This is a genomic window from Acinetobacter sp. ANC_7504 (genome assembly GCF_056779995.1).
The window spans coordinates 71,594-93,242 of the sequence record NZ_JBWYIZ010000008.1; the positions used below are offsets into that span (position 1 = coordinate 71,594).

General features: G+C 38.1%; 21 protein-coding genes and 8 tRNA genes. 20 read left to right on the forward strand and 9 right to left on the reverse strand.

Features of this window, described 5'->3' with window-relative positions:
• Nucleotides 1-82 precede the first annotated feature (82 nt).
• Together AC1M9F_RS09760 and AC1M9F_RS09765 are read right to left on the reverse strand one after the other, a co-directional pair.
• The gene (locus AC1M9F_RS09760; protein ID WP_092766976.1) at nt 83-235 is read right to left on the reverse strand and encodes an entericidin A/B family lipoprotein; all 153 of its coding nucleotides are present in this window, start codon (nt 233-235) and stop codon (nt 83-85) included.
• Nucleotides 236-361: 126 nt separating this feature from the next.
• On the reverse strand, nt 362-1,207 hold the full coding sequence (locus tag AC1M9F_RS09765) for a DUF1853 family protein (RefSeq protein WP_481597661.1): 846 nt from the start codon (nt 1,205-1,207) through the stop codon (nt 362-364).
• A gap of 99 nt (nt 1,208-1,306) precedes the next feature.
• Here AC1M9F_RS09765 and AC1M9F_RS09770 point away from each other — a divergent pair, with 99 nt between their 5' ends.
• From AC1M9F_RS09770 to AC1M9F_RS09820, 11 genes are all read left to right on the forward strand, one after another.
• Nucleotides 1,307-1,675, forward strand: a complete 369-nt coding sequence (locus AC1M9F_RS09770) for a YbaN family protein (protein WP_035269059.1) — start codon at nt 1,307-1,309, stop codon at nt 1,673-1,675.
• Nucleotides 1,676-1,711: 36 nt separating this feature from the next.
• Nucleotides 1,712-2,239, forward strand: coding sequence for a cell wall-recycling L,D-carboxypeptidase ElsL (gene elsL, locus AC1M9F_RS09775; RefSeq protein ID WP_481597662.1), 528 nt, complete (start codon nt 1,712-1,714; stop codon nt 2,237-2,239).
• 212 nt (nt 2,240-2,451) lie between these two features.
• Nucleotides 2,452-2,527, forward strand: a tRNA-Val gene (locus AC1M9F_RS09780).
• A 22-nt stretch (nt 2,528-2,549) separates the two neighbouring features.
• Nucleotides 2,550-2,626 (forward strand) — tRNA-Asp (locus tag AC1M9F_RS09785).
• A 49-nt stretch (nt 2,627-2,675) separates the two neighbouring features.
• Nucleotides 2,676-2,752: transfer RNA gene (locus AC1M9F_RS09790), tRNA-Asp, on the forward strand.
• 22 nt (nt 2,753-2,774) lie between these two features.
• A tRNA-Val gene (locus AC1M9F_RS09795) sits at nt 2,775-2,850 on the forward strand.
• A gap of 13 nt (nt 2,851-2,863) precedes the next feature.
• Nucleotides 2,864-2,940 (forward strand) — tRNA-Asp (locus AC1M9F_RS09800).
• 23 nt (nt 2,941-2,963) lie between these two features.
• A tRNA-Val gene (locus tag AC1M9F_RS09805) sits at nt 2,964-3,039 on the forward strand.
• A gap of 51 nt (nt 3,040-3,090) precedes the next feature.
• Nucleotides 3,091-3,167, forward strand: a tRNA-Asp gene (locus AC1M9F_RS09810).
• 92 nt (nt 3,168-3,259) lie between these two features.
• Nucleotides 3,260-3,335 (forward strand) — tRNA-Val (locus AC1M9F_RS09815).
• A 76-nt stretch (nt 3,336-3,411) separates the two neighbouring features.
• Entirely contained in the window at nt 3,412-3,882 is a 471-nt protein-coding gene (locus tag AC1M9F_RS09820) for a DUF2750 domain-containing protein (protein ID WP_035268330.1), read from the forward strand.
• Nucleotides 3,883-3,887: 5 nt separating this feature from the next.
• Here the strand turns inward: AC1M9F_RS09820 and AC1M9F_RS09825 are convergent, their stop codons facing one another.
• From AC1M9F_RS09825 to AC1M9F_RS09845, 5 genes are all read right to left on the reverse strand, one after another.
• Complete coding sequence (locus tag AC1M9F_RS09825; RefSeq protein WP_481597663.1) at nt 3,888-4,670, reverse strand: YdcF family protein; 783 nt, start codon at nt 4,668-4,670, stop codon at nt 3,888-3,890.
• 100 nt (nt 4,671-4,770) lie between these two features.
• Nucleotides 4,771-7,422, reverse strand: coding sequence for a PepSY domain-containing protein (locus tag AC1M9F_RS09830; protein ID WP_481597664.1), 2,652 nt, complete (start codon nt 7,420-7,422; stop codon nt 4,771-4,773).
• A 155-nt stretch (nt 7,423-7,577) separates the two neighbouring features.
• Nucleotides 7,578-8,138: a YcxB family protein gene (locus AC1M9F_RS09835; RefSeq protein WP_035268336.1), complete on the reverse strand. Its 561-nt coding sequence runs from the start codon at nt 8,136-8,138 to the stop codon at nt 7,578-7,580.
• A gap of 101 nt (nt 8,139-8,239) precedes the next feature.
• Entirely contained in the window at nt 8,240-10,414 is a 2,175-nt protein-coding gene (yccS, locus tag AC1M9F_RS09840; RefSeq protein ID WP_180028073.1) for a YccS family putative transporter, read from the reverse strand.
• A gap of 146 nt (nt 10,415-10,560) precedes the next feature.
• Nucleotides 10,561-11,268 (reverse strand): nitroreductase, encoded by a 708-nt coding sequence (locus AC1M9F_RS09845; protein WP_481597665.1) that lies wholly within the window; start codon nt 11,266-11,268, stop codon nt 10,561-10,563.
• A gap of 376 nt (nt 11,269-11,644) precedes the next feature.
• Between AC1M9F_RS09845 and AC1M9F_RS09850 the strand changes: the two genes are divergently transcribed.
• From AC1M9F_RS09850 to AC1M9F_RS09870, 5 genes are all read left to right on the forward strand, one after another.
• Nucleotides 11,645-12,907, forward strand: coding sequence for a DcaP family trimeric outer membrane transporter (locus tag AC1M9F_RS09850; protein WP_481597666.1), 1,263 nt, complete (start codon nt 11,645-11,647; stop codon nt 12,905-12,907).
• A 510-nt stretch (nt 12,908-13,417) separates the two neighbouring features.
• On the forward strand, nt 13,418-14,665 hold the full coding sequence (gltS, locus tag AC1M9F_RS09855) for a sodium/glutamate symporter (protein WP_481596313.1): 1,248 nt from the start codon (nt 13,418-13,420) through the stop codon (nt 14,663-14,665).
• 131 nt (nt 14,666-14,796) lie between these two features.
• Entirely contained in the window at nt 14,797-15,792 is a 996-nt protein-coding gene (locus tag AC1M9F_RS09860) for a patatin-like phospholipase family protein (protein ID WP_481596312.1), read from the forward strand.
• A gap of 153 nt (nt 15,793-15,945) precedes the next feature.
• Nucleotides 15,946-16,125 carry a hypothetical protein gene (locus AC1M9F_RS09865; RefSeq protein ID WP_035268348.1) on the forward strand — a complete coding sequence of 60 codons (180 nt, stop codon included), beginning with the start codon at nt 15,946-15,948 and terminating at the stop codon, nt 16,123-16,125.
• A gap of 170 nt (nt 16,126-16,295) precedes the next feature.
• Nucleotides 16,296-16,811, forward strand: coding sequence for an acyl-CoA thioesterase (locus AC1M9F_RS09870; RefSeq protein WP_035268353.1), 516 nt, complete (start codon nt 16,296-16,298; stop codon nt 16,809-16,811).
• 31 nt (nt 16,812-16,842) lie between these two features.
• Here AC1M9F_RS09870 and AC1M9F_RS09875 read toward each other — a convergent pair whose 3' ends face one another.
• Together AC1M9F_RS09875 and AC1M9F_RS09880 are read right to left on the reverse strand one after the other, a co-directional pair.
• Nucleotides 16,843-17,193 (reverse strand): hypothetical protein, encoded by a 351-nt coding sequence (locus AC1M9F_RS09875; protein ID WP_228143104.1) that lies wholly within the window; start codon nt 17,191-17,193, stop codon nt 16,843-16,845.
• Nucleotides 17,194-17,419: 226 nt separating this feature from the next.
• Nucleotides 17,420-17,650, reverse strand: a complete 231-nt coding sequence (locus AC1M9F_RS09880; protein WP_035268355.1) for a hypothetical protein — start codon at nt 17,648-17,650, stop codon at nt 17,420-17,422.
• 581 nt (nt 17,651-18,231) lie between these two features.
• Between AC1M9F_RS09880 and AC1M9F_RS09885 the strand changes: the two genes are divergently transcribed.
• From AC1M9F_RS09885 to sbmA, 4 genes are all read left to right on the forward strand, one after another.
• Nucleotides 18,232-19,233, forward strand: a complete 1,002-nt coding sequence (locus AC1M9F_RS09885) for a CobW family GTP-binding protein (protein ID WP_481597667.1) — start codon at nt 18,232-18,234, stop codon at nt 19,231-19,233.
• 102 nt (nt 19,234-19,335) lie between these two features.
• The gene (locus tag AC1M9F_RS09890) at nt 19,336-19,866 is read left to right on the forward strand and encodes a YaeQ family protein (protein ID WP_481597668.1); all 531 of its coding nucleotides are present in this window, start codon (nt 19,336-19,338) and stop codon (nt 19,864-19,866) included.
• A 38-nt stretch (nt 19,867-19,904) separates the two neighbouring features.
• On the forward strand, nt 19,905-20,243 hold the full coding sequence (locus tag AC1M9F_RS09895; protein WP_481597669.1) for an FKBP-type peptidyl-prolyl cis-trans isomerase: 339 nt from the start codon (nt 19,905-19,907) through the stop codon (nt 20,241-20,243).
• A 165-nt stretch (nt 20,244-20,408) separates the two neighbouring features.
• Nucleotides 20,409-21,608 (forward strand): peptide antibiotic transporter SbmA, encoded by a 1,200-nt coding sequence (gene sbmA / locus AC1M9F_RS09900; protein WP_481597670.1) that lies wholly within the window; start codon nt 20,409-20,411, stop codon nt 21,606-21,608.
• Nucleotides 21,609-21,649 lie beyond the last annotated feature (41 nt).

Genomic DNA, 21,649 nt, shown 5'->3' on the forward strand with positions numbered 1-21,649 from the left:
CAAAATATTAATCATTCAAGGAAATCAAATTTAAATAAAAAAAGCCCTATTAAAAAATAGGGCTTTTAGCTTCAACTTCGAATTAGTTGTTACGAATTTCGTTTGAAGTTTTTTCAGCAGTATTTGTTACAGTTTCCCCAGCTTTTGAAACATCTTGTCCAAAACCTTTGAATGTATTACAACCAGTTAATACAAATGCAACTACGAATGAAGCGGCTAATACTTTTTTCATCATTATCTCCAATGATTGTAAATTATTTTGATGCTTAATCAGAATAAAAATTAATCATTTAGAAGAATATGAGAGTTTTATTATCAGAATGTTATTAATTGTATTCGATACATTTTTTTATTACACGAACTACACGTAAGGGAGCTTTAAAGCTGGTTGACGGTACATATAAAACTGATTTGTTTGTACATTGTGATAAAGCCCATTACTCCACCAATGTGCTTCATTTGAAGTCTGACTTGCATTCGGACAAATCCATTCCTGTCTTTCCAGTCGATAAAAAGATGATCGTAATTGATATCCCCATGTGCCTATACGACGATGTGGGCTGACCCAGTTAGGTAAGGTTTGAAGTTCGGTATGATACGGAAAGTAGAGTTGACCTTTCATCACCGCAATTTTTCGATCAATTTTATAAGTATTGGCTTGAGTAAATTGAAATTGCTTTTGCGTAAAATGATTGAGCTTTCTAAATAGAGTGTCGCTTCGATTTAATCCGTACCAATGTTGAAGTTGAAAGTCTTGTTCTGCTAAATAAAATTTCAGTGCAACTTCCCATTGTTCAATTTCTTGGGTGTGATGATTTAATATCACAAAGTCAATTTCACCCAAAGTATGGCGGCCGTCAATGATTTGAACACTGTGATCTAACAGCGAAAAATCAGCTTGATCGCGTTGATCATCTTGCAGCCAGAACCACATTAAATATTCAAAGCGCAAACCTAGACGCGTACTTTTAAGTTGCTGAATAAAATCAATCAGCTCTTGTGGGTTTTGATCTAGATCATGCAGTCTGGAGATATATTTTTCGTACTGAGTTTGCCAAAATTGTTCATGGTGCAATTCAAAAGGATGAACGATCGTTAATTCTTTAGGCGCAAAACGAATAATATTAGGACTTGCGATGACAAAAGCCAGTTGACGTACAATTGTATGATGAAAGTTCTGCCATGGCTCATAAAAATCAGATTGCACCGTTTCTCCAACTAGAATTCAAAATTGAAAATAAATTTACAATCAGACACTACCACAAAAGCATATATACTAGTGAGATTCAACTGAATGAGTTGCGGTATGAAAATCGTGTTTTGGCGGAGCTTGGTCATTATTTTTGTGACTCTAGGTTTTATTGGTGCGCTATTGCCAGGATTGCCAACCACAGTCTTTTTAATTCTTGCCGCATGGGCTGCTTCAAAAGGTTGGCCACAGGTTGATGATTGGCTACTCAATCATCCTAAATATGGACCTACACTGCGAAATTGGCGTGAGCATGGCACGGTTCCACGCAAAGCAAAATGGCTCGCCTCGATGATGATGTTGATCAGCGGTATTCTTATGCTTTATACCAATGCTCCTGATTTAGTAAAAATTTTTACGAATCTCACCATGCTAATTGTCGCGATTTGGTTGTGGTTAAGACCTGAATCAAAAAATATTGTTTAAATAAATGATTAAAAATAATTTAACGCTGAGTTTTGTATGAACCCAAATCTTGAAAGTTATACCCTAAGTCAGGCGGATATCCTGATTGATATGGCGAAACAAGTTCTATATGTACCACGTATGAAAAAAAGCTATTTGGTGTCTACTGGATTGAACGGTATAGGTGAACAGGAAAATTCAGGTAAAACACCAAGAGGATGGCATCGCATTGAACAAAAAATTGGCGATGACCACCCAATCAATGCTGTTTTTAAAGCACGTATTTGGACTGGGGAGATCTATGATGTGGAACTTGGTGAGCAATTTCCAGAACGTGACTGGATTCTAACTCGAATTCTTTGGTTAGCAGGTTTAGAACCTGGTTTTAATCAAGGGGAGGGTTGTGATACCTATAATCGATATATCTATATTCATGGTACGCCAGAGTCAGAACCTTTAGGTATTCCTAAATCACATGGATGTATTCGAATGCACAGTGCAGATGTCATTGAGCTATTTGATATATTGGACGAAGGCGCTTTAGTCTATATTTCAGAACAAGAGATCCAATTGGATCAAATTTAAATCAGAATCGTAAAATGTGTTGTGATAAAAACTTTGAATAAAAATAAAAACATATCTCTAATCAGGCAAATAATAGACAAAAAAGCGATTTTTCAAGAGAAATGATCTATTTTTTAATCATTCAAACTGAAAAACTGAGAAACCTGTAGAAAAGCGTTTGACAGTATCTGAGGATTCTCTATAATGCACCACACAAACGATGAAGTCGTAAAGGGCGCTTAGCTCAGTTGGTAGAGCGTCTGCCTTACAAGCAGAATGTCGGCGGTTCGATCCCGTCAGCGCCCACCAAGCCTTTACGTTAAGTTTTAGTGCAGCGGTAGTTCAGTTGGTTAGAATATCGGCCTGTCACGCCGAGGGTCGCGGGTTCGAGTCCCGTCCGCTGCGCCACTTTAAACTTAATAGATTGTTTGTACTTTAATAGAGATATTACATAAGTGCAGCGGTAGTTCAGTTGGTTAGAATATCGGCCTGTCACGCCGAGGGTCGCGGGTTCGAGTCCCGTCCGCTGCGCCATTTTATGTAATGACCTTATTAAGGGCGCTTAGCTCAGTTGGTAGAGCGTCTGCCTTACAAGCAGAATGTCGGCGGTTCGATCCCGTCAGCGCCCACCAGATTTTTTGTGATGCAGCGGTAGTTCAGTTGGTTAGAATATCGGCCTGTCACGCCGAGGGTCGCGGGTTCGAGTCCCGTCCGCTGCGCCATCCTAAAAATCAAAGCCTAATAAGGGCGCTTAGCTCAGTTGGTAGAGCGTCTGCCTTACAAGCAGAATGTCGGCGGTTCGATCCCGTCAGCGCCCACCATATTCAAGCTGCAAAGCTTATATGACCCTAATTGCGTAAGCAGTTACCGTTGCAGCGGTAGTTCAGTTGGTTAGAATATCGGCCTGTCACGCCGAGGGTCGCGGGTTCGAGTCCCGTCCGCTGCGCCATTTTCTAGATCCCTTGTCTAGATATAATGGTTTAAATCAGCAAGATTTCTTTCTTGCATCTTAAAAATAGCGGTGCTATTTTTATTCCTCAAGGGCGCTTAGCTCAGTTGGTAGAGCGTCTGCCTTACAAGCAGAATGTCGGCGGTTCGATCCCGTCAGCGCCCACCATATTCTTTCTATAAAAAGTCTTTTAAGTTTCTATAATTTATATAAAATATGATGAATTCATGTTTATAATAGAATTATGAGAAATCCATACCAGCGTAAGCCTTCAAGTACCTCTATTGCCTCTACAGTTGTCTCTCCAAAAGAACAATACCAACAATTTATGGAAACAATTGTCGCTCAGGCTAAAGTTTATAGTTTATATAATGATGGCTGGGCATTGTGCTCCACTCCATCTGGTCAGCGCACGCTTGCTGTTTGGCAAAGTAAAGGTATGGCACAATTATTGGTTCGTGATAAGTGGGAAAAATATCATGTGGAGGAAATCCAACTGATACCATTTATTGAACAAGTTGTTCCTTATATTCGACAACACAATACTCATTTGTCACTTAACTTGATGCCAGAAGGTCAAAATGTTTTGGTATCGGGGCGACAATTTCTAATTGACCTAAAAGCTTATCTATACCAGTTATCGATCGATCAACCTGAAAAATTAAATAGAGAAGGGGTTCCTTCGCCTCGAAAAATCCGAATACATGATAAATAGAAAATTTAGTATTCTCTTAAAATCCAACCACTAATATAAGCAAAATATTCTCTAAGCCATGCGTTATATCGTGTGGTTAAAGGAGTTTCAGCACTGACTGATGTGATTTGGGTATAACCTTGAAATCGGGCAATGGCTGCAGCACGTGGTGTATGAAAATCACTAGTCACAACTACAATATGACTATCTTGGTTTAAGTCTATTTTGTTTAGCAGCGGAACACTGTTTTTTAGATTGAGTTCGGTGCTGGTGCTTTGACTTTCTTCAAATATACGCTGTGGGTGAATACGATACTTGTCGATCAAATATGCTTTCATCACTGCAGCTTCAGTAATTTTCTGATCAAAACCTAAACCGCCAGTTACAATAATAGAACTACTGGAATATTGAGCGGCGATCGTTGCACCTTGGTCTAATCGAGCCTGAAGCGTTGGGGAGGGTTGGTTATTGATTAAACCACTACCCAAAATAATAATCGCATCAGGTGGTGTATTCATGATGGGGGAATGATTTGATTTAGCTAAAAAATTAAAAAAAATAGCCAAGCTGATTAACCAGATGGAAAAAATTGTCCATCCCATTTTCCAAAACAAGTTAAAGTTAGAATGATTCAAACGGTAGTGTTCGATTTTCTTATTAAAAAACAGACATACAATAATCATTATGCCAATAAATGCTGGAAGTACAGTACCTAAATGAATTTTATTTTGACTGATTAAAATGATTCCATCGATTAATAGTATCAATGCTATTAACCAAGCGAAAAATTTTAAAATCCTTATATACATTCGATGTCATCACTAGTGGGAAATGCGAAAAAGTATAGCGCATAAAAAAACCGAGCAGATTAAATAAAAATCGTGCTCGGTTTTGATCATAATAACCGTGTTAGTAAACGTCTCTACGGTAGCGACCAGCTTGTCTTAATTCATCTACAGTAGTGTCACCTAAGATTTCAATTAAGGCTAGATCAACATCGCTTGCCATACCATTGATACTGCCGCACACATAGATGACAGCACCTTGATGAATCCATTTAACGACTTCATCCGCATTTTGACGCAGAATATGGTGTACATAGACTTTTTCTGGTTGGTCTCGAGAGAACGCGAGATCAATACGCTTTAACATCGCTGTATTTTGCCAAGCTTCGATTGTTTCTTTATAAAAGAAATCATATTCGCGTTGGCGTTCACCGAAGATGAGCCAGTTGTCAGTGTAGTCCAAACGTACGCGAGCTGAAATTAAGCTCATTAGACCTGCGATTCCTGTCCCGTTACCGATACAAATAATCGGTCGATTATCATCAATTAAATGGAATGATTCATTGGTTCGAATACGAAGTTGTACCTGACTACCAACCGCAACATGATGTGTTAACCAGCCTGAGCCTAAGCCGAGTTGCTGCTGTTCATCACGTTGTTGACGTACCACCAAGCGCATCATGCCTTGAGTTGGAATACTTGCGATCGAATATTCACGAGTAGGTAAATTTTCAAGCTGCTCAACGAGTTCCTCAGCTGTAGCAAATGGCTGAATCTCGCTATTTAAATTTTTATTCCACAGGCTTTCAACTAAGGTTTGACCTGTAGTTGCGAGAACTAAAGCCTCATCTAAGTTGTGCTGTTGTAAAAATGCTTGAATACGTTCAATGCTATTGCCGGGTTGAATTTCCGCAATATCTCCAGCTTGCCAGATCGCGTCGTGATCAGACTCAAGCTCTAAATTATAAGCTGGTTGACCCAAACTGTTTGGATTAAGCAGTGTACGTTTTTGAAGTTTCCATTGATCAAAGACTTTATCAATAGATAGTGTTGCTAATTCCAATTGAGCAGCTTGTGCGAGTGCATCTGTCCAATTTTGAATATCTTGGTTATTGGCATTGTCCACTTCAATCACATTAAAGAGGGGAGTTGCACCAGATGCATTGAACCAGTCATAAATACGATGACCAAAACTACAATAAGTGTCAGGATATTCACGTGAACCAAGTGCCATAACTGCGAATTGAGCATGACTTAGATTCAGTGGATGAGACATCAATTTCTTTTCAAAGCTTGCAGCTAAGTCTGGAGCTTCACCTGTACCGTAAGTACTCGCGACCACTAGAATTTGAGATGCTGTTTGTAGCTCATTAGTGGTCAGGCTTTGCACTGATTTAACAGTGACGGGTTGGCGTGCTGCTTGCAGAATTGAAGCTGTACGCCAAGCCAATTGCTCGGATACACCAGTTTGACTTGCATAAGCGATGAGCCAAGGTTTGGCATTTGGATCAACATCAACCACTGCTAAATTTTGCTTCGCTTCACGGGTCAATTGTTTTTGCTTGCGGCGTTTGAGGTAGAGCATCCAACCCGTCACAAAGAATAACGGCATAGCGAGTGCAGCTAACATCGCGAAGAACTGGTAAATAGGACCAAAGAAGCTGCCACGGTGTACAGGTAACATGCTGCTCATGATTTTTTCATTGAGCTTTTTGTCTTCGTACAATTCAACATCTTTCAATTGATTCGTATTTAAGTCGACAGTCGCTTTGTTACGAGCACGTTCATGTTGCGGAACAGGATCAACGAAACTCAGTTCTAATTCACCGTTTGCACGTTTAGGAATGGTGAAGGTTACGGAAGAAAATTGATTTTTAAACTGTTGATTAAAAGTAGACCAAGATTGGTTGAGCGCAAAGTGAATCTGTTCTGTTTGGAGTGATTTACGCTCTTCACGTCCTTCACGTCCTTCACGTCCTTCACGTCCTTCACGTCCTTCACGTCCTTCACGTCCTTCACGTCCTTCACGTCCTTCACGTCCTTCACGTTGAGCATTTGGTCCAGCATTTGAACCAGGACCTCCCGCTTGCATTTGGGGTTGCGGGCGCTCAACACCAAGCACTTTAAACATGCCGTTGCGCCACCAGTCATATGACCAATATAAACCTGTGCAAGCCAACATGAGATAGAAAATGGCCACCCATGTTCCAACGACTGCGTGTAAATCCCAAATAAAGTTTCGACCTTTTAATTTGGGTTTAACTGAAAACCATTGTTTGAAACTGTGTTTTTTCGGCCAACGTAGATATAAGCCACTGAGGACAAAGAAAATAAGAATCAGTGTACATGCACCGGTAATTTGTTTTCCAACAGGTCCGACTGTTAAGTTACGATGAAGTTGTTGTACGAATGCAAAGAATTTTCGACCTTTAATTTCAGGAAGTAATTCAGCACTGTAGGGATTGATCATCATGGTCAAACCACGACGTTCGCCTTCCTTCGCAACATTGATACTCGATGAGTCAGTAGGTTTAGCAGCAATCGTAATGCTATTGATTTTAAGATCAGGATGCTCCTGCTGGAAATGTTGATAAATTTCAGCTGGTGTTAATTTTGGGCGTTGTTCAGCAACAACCGTATAACTTTCCTGATTGATCAGCTTGATAATTTGCTGCTCATAAGAATATATTGCCCCAGTGACACCCATAAGTGCCAAAATAAGGCCTGCTGTTATTCCGAAAAACCAGTGTAACTGGAAAAATATTTTCTTGAACATAAGGGTCTGAGTGAATTGGAATTTTTGAATGGTGCGATTATAACCTAACTCAAAAAAAGTGGAATGTATTTGAAGATAATATTTATTCTCATTCTCATATAAAAAATTGTGATAAAAAAACCTCCAAAGTCGGAGGTTTTAATATAAAGCCGTATTTACAGTGATTTTGGCTCACCTACGCTTTCTTTAAGATGTTTACGGATGGTCTCGAAAGAGAAGTTTTTGCTGTTCATTCGTTTTGGCAAGATATAAGCGCCTTGCTGACCTTTAACTTTAAAGTTCACCAGAATGAAATCTGGCGTGTTATACCACTCATAGATATCTTTCCAACCAATTGAACCTACACCTTCTTGTAGTCCCATTTTTTGACGCATCACGATACCGTGAGGCTGAACACCTAATTTAATTCCAGTAATTTCTTGTACTGGAAACTCATTCATTTTACGTTTAGCGTACCATTCTAGTCCAAACTTTCGCACTAAAAAGTATGTCAGCACACAGACTAAAGCCACCCAGCAAAATACAGTAGAGTAATTTTTAATAAAAATTAGACCCAAAATTGCAAGCGCAGTAATTGCACCCATAATAGCCCAAGCTTTAGTTCCAATTTTGTTTGTGCTGCGCCAGATTGCGAGTTGCGCATGGCGTTGTTCAGCTTCAGTAACCTCGTAAGGAACGGGTTGTAAAGTGTAGGCGTATAAGTTTTTTGCAGTCATAGTTTCGTTAACAAAATGTGTATATCTGAGCAGAGTTTAGCATTAAATTAATACAATCAGGGAGTATATTGTACTAATTTACTGCCTTGAAAATTCAACATTTACAGTGATGCCAATGCGCTTGATTGAGTATCATGTTCATGACTTAAACTTTGTTTTAAGGTACTCAATCGTCTTAATACACCAAGCATTAAAGAAAGTTGCTGTAAAACAATCAATGATTTATGTGAATCCTGATCATCTTTATTCAAACGTTCACGAATCGCGGACTCCAAATTTGTCAGATTTAGCTCAGGGAATTCATCTCGCAAAAAAGCACCTTGGATATCATTTAACGCTTGCTGAAGTAGCTCTAATGTTGACTGATCTTGAATTTTTTCACGGTGTGCACCTAGCGCAGCAATATAGCTGATAAATGTATGATTGAGACAGAGGAACTCAAATGCTAAAGCTTTTTGTGTTGGATCAAAATCAGGTTCTGTTGCTAATGTCGATATGAGTGATGCAACATCAGCATCACGATTATGTGCAGTGCGGCGGACTACGCGGTAGTTCAAACTGTTATTACGTCCATGATGGTACTGTTGGACGACTTCAGTAAGATACTGGCATTGAGCTTCAAGTGAACGTCTGATTGAATGGGGGAGTCGTCTGAATTTCCAATCTGGAAAAATAAAGCTCACCCCAAACCATGCCAATGCACAGCCAATTAAAGTATCTAACATTCGAGGAAATGCCGCTTGAAAACCTAAACCGTCCAAATTGAAATTAATTAAGGCTAAGATCGTAATAAAGGCAGTGGCTTGCGCATATTGCTTACTGCGTAATTCAAAAAATAGTACACCACTCACAATTAATAATAAAAGTTGACCTTCGACAGAAGGAACGAAATACAGAATTGCAAAACCAAGAATAATGCCACCAAGTGTTCCCATGATCCTGAGTCTCAGTCGACGTTTTGTGGCGTTGAAGTTTGGTTGACTAACAAATAGGGCTGTTAACAGTACCCAATAACCGTATTCGATATTGGTGACTTGAACAAAAACATATCCGATGAAAAGTACGATGGAAACACGAATTGCATGTCGAAAGAGTACGGATTCAGGGGTTAAATTTTGTTTGATACGAGAAACGATATCTTCCCAACCTTTCAGATCGTCATCTTTAAGTTGGTTTTCTAAATGTTTAGTGCGGTCAAATTTAATATGCCGTTCAGTTTCAAGATTTCGTAATTGAGCATCGATGGCTTTTAAGTTCTGGAGTAAGGCAAAAAGAGCATTAACCCAGATAAGATCATGTTTTTGTTCATCACGGATTTTTTCTAATGACTTTCTGAGATTACTAAATGCATGTTCAAAACGTGGATTATGCTGGTAAGTTGTGCGATTTAAGATGCTTTCACTTAAATCTTTACATGCTTTTGCTTGCAGTGTAAGAATACGTTGGAAGCGAAATAAAATATCACTATGTTCAAAGGCTTTGGTTAATTGTTGATAATCAATATGTGCCGAGTCAGCTCGCTCGTGAATGTCCTGTGCAATAAAATAATATTGTAAGCTGCGACGGGTATCACTTTGACCACGATCTCCTTTTAATCGGGTAAGGAGTGTGGTTTTCATATCATTAAAGATACCTACTAATTTCCCATTTTCCAGCGACAAGCTGATCATACTTTTTTGGTAGCTATTCGCTGTCATATCCACATCAAAGAGATTGGATTTAGCAAAAAGGAAATCACCGAGTGAAGAATAGCTTTTCGAGAGTTGATCTTGAACTTGTCGAGCTGGAAAAAGCAAGAAACTAAGCGTAGACAAGATCCCATACCAAATGGCACCAATCACCAAAAGACTGGGTTGCATGTACCATTCGTCAAAAATATCAACACCTAGCATGGCATAGACAGAAATTACTAAGCAACCATATGAGATGGTGGCATAACGTCTGCCTAATGAGCCTAGTAAAATGAGACCAATACAAGAGATGATCAGGCCTGAAGCAAAAAGCACAGGATATGGAAATAACAATTGAACAGAAGCTGCCGCAATAAAGAACCCAATATAGGTATAAATCAGATTCATGATACGTACTGAGAAGCGATCATCGATGTCGCTCAGCCCAGCAGCAACAACCCCTAATGTTAATGGAATCGTCATCAATTGCTGATCTAACAGATAGGGAATAAACGCGGTACCTGCGAAAGCCACAATCATCCGCAGGTTATACATGAATGAAGTATTATAGGTTGCTTTTTTAAGCTGAATCAGCCATTTGTTCAAACCAGAACCCTTTATAAATAGAGGATAGGGATAGATGAATATTAGTTGAATATTCATCTAATTTAAATTGGAATTATATGCTTGAAACTGACTGTTTGTCTGTATTAAACCACTCAAACTGGATGAGTGTTTTAATCCTTAAAAAATCAGTCTTCCAAGAAAACAGCAAACTCTTCAACTGGAACTCGAGGTGTTCTAAACGTATTTACAAGCGCATCGGTGTCGGCATAGCCTAAAGCCATCCCACAAACGAGCTCTTCGTTGGCGGGAGCTTCAAGAATATCAGTGACGATTTGATGAAAATGATTCCAGGCCGCTTGAGGGCATGTGTCTAAACCACGTGCTTTTGCTGCTAGCATAACATTTTGAATCATCATGGAAATATCCATTTTAGAGCCAATGCCCATGGCTTTATCCACGGTAAAGAAAATGCCAACAGGTGCATCAAATAATTGATAGTTTCTAAGATGTTGTGCAGCCATCTTATCCTTTTCACCTTTTTGAATGCCCAGCAATCCATAAAGTCCCCAACCATTTTCACGACGACGATCGATATACGGGGAAATCCATGTTTCTGGATAATAAGCAAAAGTCTCGGTGTATTGTTGAGCAAGTTCAGGGTTTTGATAAAGTTCCATTTGTGCTTGACAAACTTGATCAATTAAACGTTGACGACGTCCGCCTGTCACCACATAGACTTTCCAAGGTTGAGTATTTGTGCCAGAAGGAGCTCTTGATGCGACTTCTAAGATTTCTTGGATAAGTTTTGTGTCTACGGGTTGATCTAAAAAGGCACGTATAGATTGACGTCCAGTGATCACTTCATCAACGGCTTGAGTACGTTCTGTGGACATTGCAACTCCTATTTGAATAATTTTGGATGATCCATGATGTCTCTACGACTAAGGTATAATTTTGAATATGCTTTTAAATAAAGATTTTATAAATTATACAGATATAAACTTTTTTCAATTCATCATCAGAAATTGTGATTGAGAAAATTGGTTTTGACAATAAAAAACATTTAATTATGAAACATAAGTTGCTAGATTAAGTTACAACGAATACACATTATGTTACGTATTTATTTTAATCAATTCATCAAATTTTAAAAAAAGCAGTTTAGTGCATCGTTGATTATTTTAAATTAATCAAACGTTGTGATTGGGATTCAGCAGGTTGACCAAGCATATATGCACGGATGCAAGATGAAATAATTGGAGATTTTTAATGAGTCAATCAAAACATCAAACATTTTTAAAGAAAAGCTTAGCAATCGCAGTTGCAACTTTTGCATTTTCTACTGCACAAGCAGCGACTGAAAAAGATGAAATTCAAAAATTACGCCAAGAAGTTGAAGCGTTAAAAGCTTTAATTCAACAGCAACATCAAGTACAACAACAGCAACAAGTACAATTGGCTGAAGTTAAGGCTCAACCAGTAGCAGCAGCGCCTACAAACTTGAAAACTAAAGCAGGTGCTGAAGTGAATCTGTATGGTTTTGTTCGTGGGGATGCGAACTATATCATTGAAGGTGCTGACAATGACTTTAACAGCGTTGGTAACGTTGGGCGTGGCGGTGATAAAGATCCAAAATCTGTTGAAGATAAATTACGTGCAACGGCTAAAACAACACGTCTTGGTTTAGATTTCAAATCTAAAGTAGAAGGGGCTGATGTTGGTGGTAAAGTAGAAGTGGACTTTGCTGGAACAGATGAAAGTTTACGTATTCGTCATGCATATTTAACACTGAATAATTGGTTATTCGGTCAAACTACTTCAAACTTCTTGTCAAATCATGCACCAGAAATGATCGATTTTGGTACCAACATTGGTGGCGGAACAAATCGTTTACCACAAGTACGCTGGTCTCATAAATTAGCGCCTACGACTCAATTATTCGTAGCTGCTGAAGAAGGTAATTCATCAGGTGATACAATTAAGTATCGTTTACCAACTTTAACTGCAAAAGTCACGCAAGCTTATGCAGAGGGTAAAGGGAATGCTTCAGCTCGCGCATTAATTGAAAATTATAAGTCTGATAAAGCTGGTGATGATAAGACTGGTTTTGGTGTAGCGATCGGTACAAATTATCAAATTAGCGAACCACTCAAAGTATCTGCTGACGTGTCTTATGTAAAAGGGAACAGCAACTATTTATATGGCTCAAATAGTGCTTATGTTGTCGATGCAAATAACAATATTGAACAAAATGAGTTTATTGCAACCCAACTTGGTGCTACATATAAGTTCTCACCTCAGTTACGCTCAACACTGGCTTATGGCGCACACTATGCTGATGACAGCACGGGATATGCTAAAGCGAACCCAAGTGCAAATGAAACTGTTCAACAAGCATGGATTAACTTTATCTATACACCTGTGAAACCTGTTGATTTAGGTGTTGAATATATCAATGGTAAGCGTGAGACTTTCGCAGGTCAAAGCTATAATGATGACCGTGTAGGCTTAATGGCGAAATACAGCTTCTAAGCATGAGTTATAAAAAACCGAGCATAGTCTCGGTTTTTTTATTCACTTGTCATTCATCAGTTCAGACTAAAGAATGTCTGAATTTTGCTGATTGAATAAACAAAAGTAATGCGAATTATAAAAAAAAGTGCATAATGTTCGGCTTAAACAGTGAGCAGTCCTGATCATCAGGAATTTCTTAATCATTTTAAGTTCACTAAAACATATTTAAGTGTTTGTTTGAGCCATAAATCAATTGTATCTAGCCAAACGTATGTCTAAGAATAGAGTGCGTTTTGAGCAACTGATTTATTTTGAAAAGTGTATGTTTTTTATTAACAAGATTGAATCCAATGAAATCGAGGAATTAATATATTGTTACTCAATTAAAAAATTTATCTATTCCTTTAGATAATCAATATTGAATAAGGATATGTTTATTTTTGGATGTGAGATTCGAAATAAATCTTATTGATTAAAAAACAAGCATAATATGAATTAACAGTCATCTGTATTTGCTGAGAATTAATGATGGAATTTACTTTTAACGCTTTTTACACGTTAATTGCTGCAGTAATAGTTTTATTGCTTGGCCGTTTTCTTGTCAACAAAATCGACTTCTTAAAAAAATATAATATCCCAGAGCCTGTAGCTGGTGGTTTGGTTGCTGCCATAGTTTCGTTAATTGTTCACAATTTGTGGGGATACAGCATCACCACGAGTAGTGAATTGCAAACCAGTTTTATGCTGGTGTTCTTTGCTTCTATCGGTTTAAGTGCAAACTTCGCCAAACTCAAAGAAGGTGGTATGGGACTGGTGATCTTCCTGATCTGTGTCGCATCATTTATTATCGTACAAAACTTTGTCGGTATGAGCCTTGCAACGTTACTTGGTATTGATCCACTTATTGGTTTAATTGCAGGTTCTATTACCTTAACGGGTGGTCATGGTACTGCTGGTGCATGGGGTGAGATTTTAGAAGTCGAGCATGGTATTCAAGGTGCTTTAGCACTGGGTATGGCCAGTGCGACATTTGGTTTGATTATTGGTGGTTTGATTGGTGGTCCATTAGCGAAATTATTGATTAATAAGCACCAGCTTTCATCACCAGTGACTAATTCGGTTGAAAAAGACACACGTGATGCGAATGCAATTGCAAATCCGAATGATCAAGGCGAGTTTGTGCCTTTTGAAAACCGTAATCAAGTTCGTTTAATCACTGCGGATAATGCGATTACCACATTAGGTTTATTTGCTGCGTGTTTGGCATTTGCTGAATTTATGACAGGTTATAGTAAAGGCACTTGGTTTGAGCTTCCAACTTTCGTTTGGGCATTAGGTGGTGGTGTTATCCTGCGTAACATCCTCGAAGGTCTCATGAAAGTGGAAATCTTCGATCGTGCAATTGATGTATTTGGTAATGCCTCTTTATCGTTATACCTAGCAATGGCACTTCTTTCACTTAAGTTGTGGCAATTGGCTGATCTTGCAGGCCCATTGGTTGTAATCTTAACAGCTCAAACCTTAACTATGGCTTTGTACGCAGCATTTATCACTTTCCGTGTGATGGGTAAAAACTACGATGCAGCAGTTCTTGCAGCAGGTCACTGTGGTTTCGGTATGGGAGCAACACCAACAGCTGTTGCAAACATGCAGGCGATTACAAATATGTATGGTCCTTCACATAAAGCATTCCTCATTGTACCTTTATGTGGCGCATTTTTTGTTGACTTAATTAATGCAACTGTAATTCAGATGATTTTAAAATTCTTTGCTTAACATAAAATCTTCTTAATAAAATGTCATGTACAAAAAGCCCCGCATCTGGGGCTTTTTGTCATAAAAAATTCATACAGACGACTTGTCAATGATATGCTTTCATTCAGTTTTGATTTTTAATTTCTGATGCAATGAAGAAGTTTGTACTCCTGATTTCCCTCTTACCTTTGATTGGCTTACAAGCCTGTCAACAGGTTGTAGCCAAAGCTCAGCTTTCAAAATCTGTGTCTACACCTTTGGTGGATGCTTCATCTCATATCATTAAAAATAAGCATAAGAAAACTGATGCTCCAAGTATTGCATTGGTGCTTGGGAGTGGGGGAGCGCGAGGCTATGCGCATATTGGTGTCATTGAAGTTTTAGAGCAACGTGGAATCAAGCCTGATTTTATTGTTGGTACCAGCGCAGGGAGTATAGTCGGGTCAATATATGCCAGTGGAAAATCAGCAAAATCGTTACGTGAAGTTGCATTAAATATGCAAGTCAATGATGTACGTGATTTTAACATTGGTATTCAAGGATTTTTTGATGGCGCTAAGGTTGAGAACTATGTCAATAAACAAGTGGACTTTATGCCCTTAGAACAGCTTCCTATTCCAATGTATGTGGTGGCAACAGAGTTAAAAAATGGAAATTTAACAGTATTTAACTATGGTAATACTGGGCAAGCAGTGAGAGCTTCTATCTCTATTCCAAGTATGTTTATTCCCGTAAAAATTGCTGATAAGGATTATGTTGATGGCGGTTTAGTGAGTCCTGTACCAGTCAATGTGGCGAGAGAATTAGGGGCAGATATTGTCATTGCTGTTGATATTTTGGCCCAGCCAGAGCACACGGAAACCTCGAATGTGTGGGGGATGTTTAATCAAAATATAAATATTATGCAAAATAAGATCGCGTATAACGAGCTAAAAAATGCAGATATTGTGATACAGCCAGATCTAAGAGAAAAAGCACATATCTTTGATGTTAAGGGTCGTGAAAATACGATTCAAGCAGGTATGACTGCAGCATTGAACAAAGTTAGTTTATTAGATCAGATACGTCATCGGACGATAGGACAATATGATGCTCATCAGTATCCTGCCCATGATGATAGTAAAAGAGCTGTTTGTTTAAATTGCTAAATTGAATCAGATCTTAATTGTCTCATAAAATATATATAAAAAATAAGTAAAATCATTGTTATAAATTGAATGATTGTTATATTGGGGTCATAAAAATGAGGGTTAGTACTTTATCTAACCCTTAAAAAGATGAAATATAAATTAAGGTGTAGTGTGTCAGTTTTTCAAGTTGGTCAAATTGTTTATTTAGCGTCAAATTCAGATATTACATTCGAAATAATACGAATTAACTATGATGAAACCTATGAAATCCAAGTCAAGAATCAAGCATCGTTAAAGTTAAAATACGATAATATTTCTGCTGAGATGCTTCGTTTAGTCAAAGATGAATAAATTTTAAGCAAATTTATCATAGTTTCTGAGAGTGAATGATTTCCTCTGATACTTTTAAGCTATCAAGTCTTGAAATTATTGGAGTTTGTTTCTGATTTAAACATTTTATAATCAAGAAAAAAGTTATAATAGTGTATTAAATCTCCTGTCATGATTGAGTTCTAATATTTATGTCCGAATTTAACCAAGCGTTACCGCTTGCAGATGATCAGTCTGAATTAACGATGTCTGTATTAATGACGCCGGATATGGCGAATTTCTCAGGTAATGTACATGGTGGAACAATTTTAAAGCTGCTTGACCAAGTTGCTTATGCGTGTGCAAGTCGATATTCAGGTTCTTATGTGGTAACTTTATCTGTTGATAAAGTGAACTTTAAAGAACCAATCCACGTGGGTGAGTTGGTGACTTTTTTAGCCAGTGTGAATCATGTGGGGCGTACCTCAATGGAAATTGGGATCCGCGTTGAAGCACAAAATATTCAAAAACGTACGGTACGACATACCAATAGTTGTTATTTCACAATGGTCGCTGTGGATGAACATGGGAAACCAAAACAAATTCCACCGCTAAACCTAGATAATGACTGGAAACGCTGTCGTTTTGAAGCTGCTGAGCATCGTAAAATTGCTCGTTTGAATGAAAATCATCATCCTTCTTGCAGCATATATAAGAAATCGGTTTAAGAAAAAAGACTTCACATGGTGAAGTCTTTTTTTATGGATTTTGTAGCTTGGCGAGGGTATGTCCATCGACAATCATGTACCAATTCCCTTGTGCATCCTTGTAGGGGTGACGAGTGACAATAAATTTCGTGTTGATAGGACCTAAACCTGTTTCAAATCCAGTATCTGAAAACTGTTTAATTGGAGCTGAAACGGCGGTTTTTTTACTGAGCTGATTGTTACTATATTCTATACGACCATTAGCAGTAATATTCAATTGAACACGACTGTCCGCGCTAATCCAATGTCCTACATAATCCAGTTTATCCTCTGGTAAAGGTTTGGAACATGCAACCAGCCATAGGCTGAGTATAGCTATCCCAAGAAATTTCTTCATTTTCATGTCACGTGCTTAGAATTAAATTGGCTTTTTGGTTAAAATATGTGATTTATTTGTCATTTATATCGTTTTATAATAATTATGTATATGTGTTTATCGTAATTTATAGAGAATTATTCAAAAAAAACAGGCATAAAAAAGTAGAGCTGTAGCAAAGCTCTACTTTTAATCAGATCAAGCCATCGGGGGAAGACTTGGTCTAAAATTCAGTCAATTTATTTTTGATTAATTACTGAGCAGGTTGAGCTACAGGAGCTTCAGTACCTTCTTCAGCTGCAACCTCTGTACCCGGTTGAGCAGCTGTTGGTTGACCAGCAGCAGTAGTTTCAGCATTCACTGGTTGTTCTTGAGAAGAAATCAACACTTCCTGTTTTTTTTCATCTTTTGCTTCTGTTGCAGCAAATGTTGAGAAAGCTGTGAAGGCAAGTGTAGTTGCTAATAAAGTTTTAACTAAATTCATGAGTGGCATCCTTATTCAATAAAATAAATTAGAATTTAATCTCATAAGCTTTCCGAGGAGAGAAGCGAATATGAAATTAAATCTAGATCATCGCGTAAAATGTTAAAAGCTGAATCGCATCTAATACGGTTAGCGAGTCAACGAAATTCATCCTAAGTCCAGAAGCTCAATTGGGCAATCAATGCAACAAAGTGAAACACGATAGTTAACGCACGACTAACAAACCAAGGTGTAATGTAGTTTTTTTGTCTCAATGAGAGTCAATATGCCGCATAAAGTTGTCAAAAAATATGTCATGGTGAAGAAAAAAACAGCAATTTTTTTACTTAGTTTTACATTTGAAAAGGTTAAATTAGAAAATCAAAATTGAAGTTTTGAATTAAATTCAGAGTAATGATCTGTGAAATAGATTTACATATTTTCAATTTTGATTCAACAGTTCACTTATCCTATTTAATTCCAATCATTTAGTCTTTTGAATTCATGCATTCATATAAATTATGAGGAAAATTATCCTAGACTTGTTTTTTAGATAAATTCCGACAAGAATCCGTACACCTCTTCAAATTCAGAGATCCATTTTGAAAGTACTTGCAACTCAGTCAGTGCCTACACATATCATTACAGGTTTTTTAGGTGCAGGGAAAACCACGCTTTTACAACAACTTCTCAAATTTAAACCTAAAAATGAGCGATGGGCTGTATTGATGAATGAGTTTGGTCAAATTGGCGTTGATCAACAGTTATTGCCAAATAATGATGGCTATGAAATCAAAGAGCTATTGGGTGGATGTCTGTGTTGTACAAGTCAATTGCCAATGCAAATTGCATTGTCTCGGTTATTACAAGAATCTCACCCAGATCGGCTATTTATAGAGCCGACAGGGTTGGGGCATCCTGCACAGTTGGTTGAACAACTGACTGAACCACATTGGCAACATCTAGTTGCGATGCGTTCTGTAGTGACCGTGATTGATGGATCTCGTTTACATGACTCTGATTGGATGAGGCAGAGTTTATATCAAGATCAGTTAAAAGCGGCTCAAGTTGTGGTTGTGTCTCATGCTTCGGACATGAATGACATGGATCGAAAAGAATTGGCTGATTTAAAACAACAATATTTAGCTTATATTCCACATTGGCTTGAAGCTGATCAAGGCAATATTCGCTTAGAACAAATTGATTATCCTTATGTGGGAATTCAGCGTTCAATGCAACCCTTATTCAAGGTTCAGCGACAGTTCAAAGCTGATGTGGAAATGCCTGCTGTAAAGCAACTTCCATATCATTACGTCGAACAGGCTCAAGGGTATATTGTGGCAGGATGGAAGCTTCCAAAACGTTGGCAGTTTGATTTTTATGAATTATTAGACATCCTTTGTGAGCTAAAACACTGGGTACGTATTAAAGGCATCTTCAATACCAACCAAGGTTGGATGACATTCAATTTTAATCCTGATCAATTCAATTACAAATCAGGCGAAGAGAATATTGATAATCGGATTGAAGTGATAACCCAGCAGAATCAAGATTGGGAGCATTTAGAGCAATCAATTCTTAAGGCGCGAATCTATGATCAATAAAATCGTTAGATCATTCAACTCAGAATACAGACGGATTGAAAAGCATTTTCTCAATGCACGCTGAATCGGGTATGCTTAGCACCAAATTTGAGGATACCCCTTATGGCGTTAAAAGCGACGATTTATAAAGCAGATTTAAAGATAGCCAATATGGATGTTCATCAATATGGCGACTATCAATTAACGATGGCTCTACATCCGTCGGAAACGATTGAACGTTTGATGGTTCGAGTATTGGCATATGCTCGTTTTGCAGATGAGCATTTAGAATTTACTAAAGATTTATTTGAAACTGATGAGCCAGCACTTTGGCAGAAAGATTTAACAGGTCAGTTAGAAAAATGGATTGAAGTGGGTAGTCCAGACGAAGATAAAGTAAAAAAAGCGAGTGCGCGTTGTAAGGAAGTTGCGGTGGTCACTTATGGATCATCAGTGGATGAATGGTATAAGCGCAACAGTAAATTGAAAACATTGAAAAATGTGCAAATCTGGCAACTCAGTGAAAAAACAACGGCACAAATCCAAGCATTGTGCGAACGTACAATGCAACTGCAATTGAATGTGATGGATGGCGAGTGGACATTGATTTCAGATCAAGGTCAAGCTGAGATTGAGTGGACTCAATTACAGTAAGCCACTAAGATTTTAAAGATTAAATTTGGAGTAAGCACATGACGGCTGAATTAGAAATTATTGACTTGGTGGTAGGTGAAGGTAAAGAGGCTGTAAAAGGTGCTTTAATTACCACTCATTATACTGGTTGGTTGGATGATGGTACGAAGTTTGATTCATCATTAGACCGTGGTAATTACTTTGAGACTGTGATTGGTACAGGTCGTGTCATTAAAGGTTGGGATCAAGGTATTATTGGAATGAAAGTTGGGGGTAAGCGTAAACTAATTGTGCCTGCACATTTGGCTTATGGTGAGCGTAAAATGGGGAATATTATCCCAGCCAATTCTAATCTAATCTTTGAAATTGAATTGTACGATGTAAAAACTCGTGATTAATTAAAGTCGATGAAAAGCCCTGCATTGCGGGGCTTTTTTATGTTACAACAATCCTGAGCGTGCAATAGATATAACAAAAAATTTCTAAAAAACGCACCGACTCAGCAGAATTAGGATTACTATTCAGAAAATTCATTCAAACAAAATTAGGGATATAAGCGCTGAATGTTTAAGTCATTTTTTCCGAACCCAAAGTGGTTTTTTCTCTCTGTCATCTTATGGTTTTTTATTAATCTCGCTTTATGGTTTTTTGCGGATGGAAAACAATGGGGCGAATATTTAGGTTTTCCTCAAGGTTATGCAGAGGCTGAACTTGCGATTAATATCAGTCGTTTTTGGTCACCGCAATTTTTGTGGTTTTATCTATGGTTCTTGGTGGCGACCGCCTTATTTGCACTGTTTTGGAAAATAAAATCAGACAATCCGTGGCAGCGTTGGTCAGTATGGGGATCTGCATTTATCCTTTTTAATATTTGGTTAACGGTACAAGTCAGCGTTGCTGTGAATGCATGGTATGTACCATTTTGGGATTCTATTCAACAGATTTTAAATTCTGATGGTGGTGAGGTGGATAAACTCTATGCGGAATCATGGACCTTTATCAGCTTGGCCAGTATTTCAGTGACATCGGGCGTCATCAGTGCTTTCTTTACCAGTCACTATATTTTTAGATGGCGTACAGCAATGAACGAATACTATGTTCAGCATTGGGAGAAATTGCGTCATATCGAAGGTGCTTCGCAACGTGTACAGGAAGACACCATGCGTTTTGCAACGATCGTTGAGGATTTAGGGGTCGAGTTAGTACGAGCAGTACTGATGTTAATTGCCTTTCTTCCTTTATTATTTGCATTGTCTGCGAAAGTGCCTGTTTTACCATTTATTGGTGAGTTGCAATATTCTTTAGTATGGGCTGCGATTGGATGGGCGGTATTTGGTACTGTCTTATTAATGGTGGTGGGTATGAAACTGCCAGGATTAGAATTTAATAATCAAAAAGTGGAAGCGGCATATCGTAAAGAGTTGGTATACGGCGAAGACCATGAAAATCGTGCACAACCTGCAACCTTAAAACAACTTTTTAAGAATATTCGTGCTAACTATTTTAAATTGTATTTCCATTATGCCTATTTCAACTTGTTTGCACGTTGGTATGGACAACTGGACAATCTCTATATGTTATTTGTGTTGTTCCCCGCGATTGCAGCAGGCCTGTTGACACTGGGATTGATCCAACAAATTATGGGTGTATTCAATCGTGTTCGTGAGTCATTCCAATATTTGGTGAGTTCGTGGAAAACGATTATTGAACTACTTTCTATCCGTAAACGTCTAAAAGCATTTGAATCTATTTTGGATAAGTAGTGTCCATCATGGATTTAAATTATTAAAAAAAGGCTCGTATA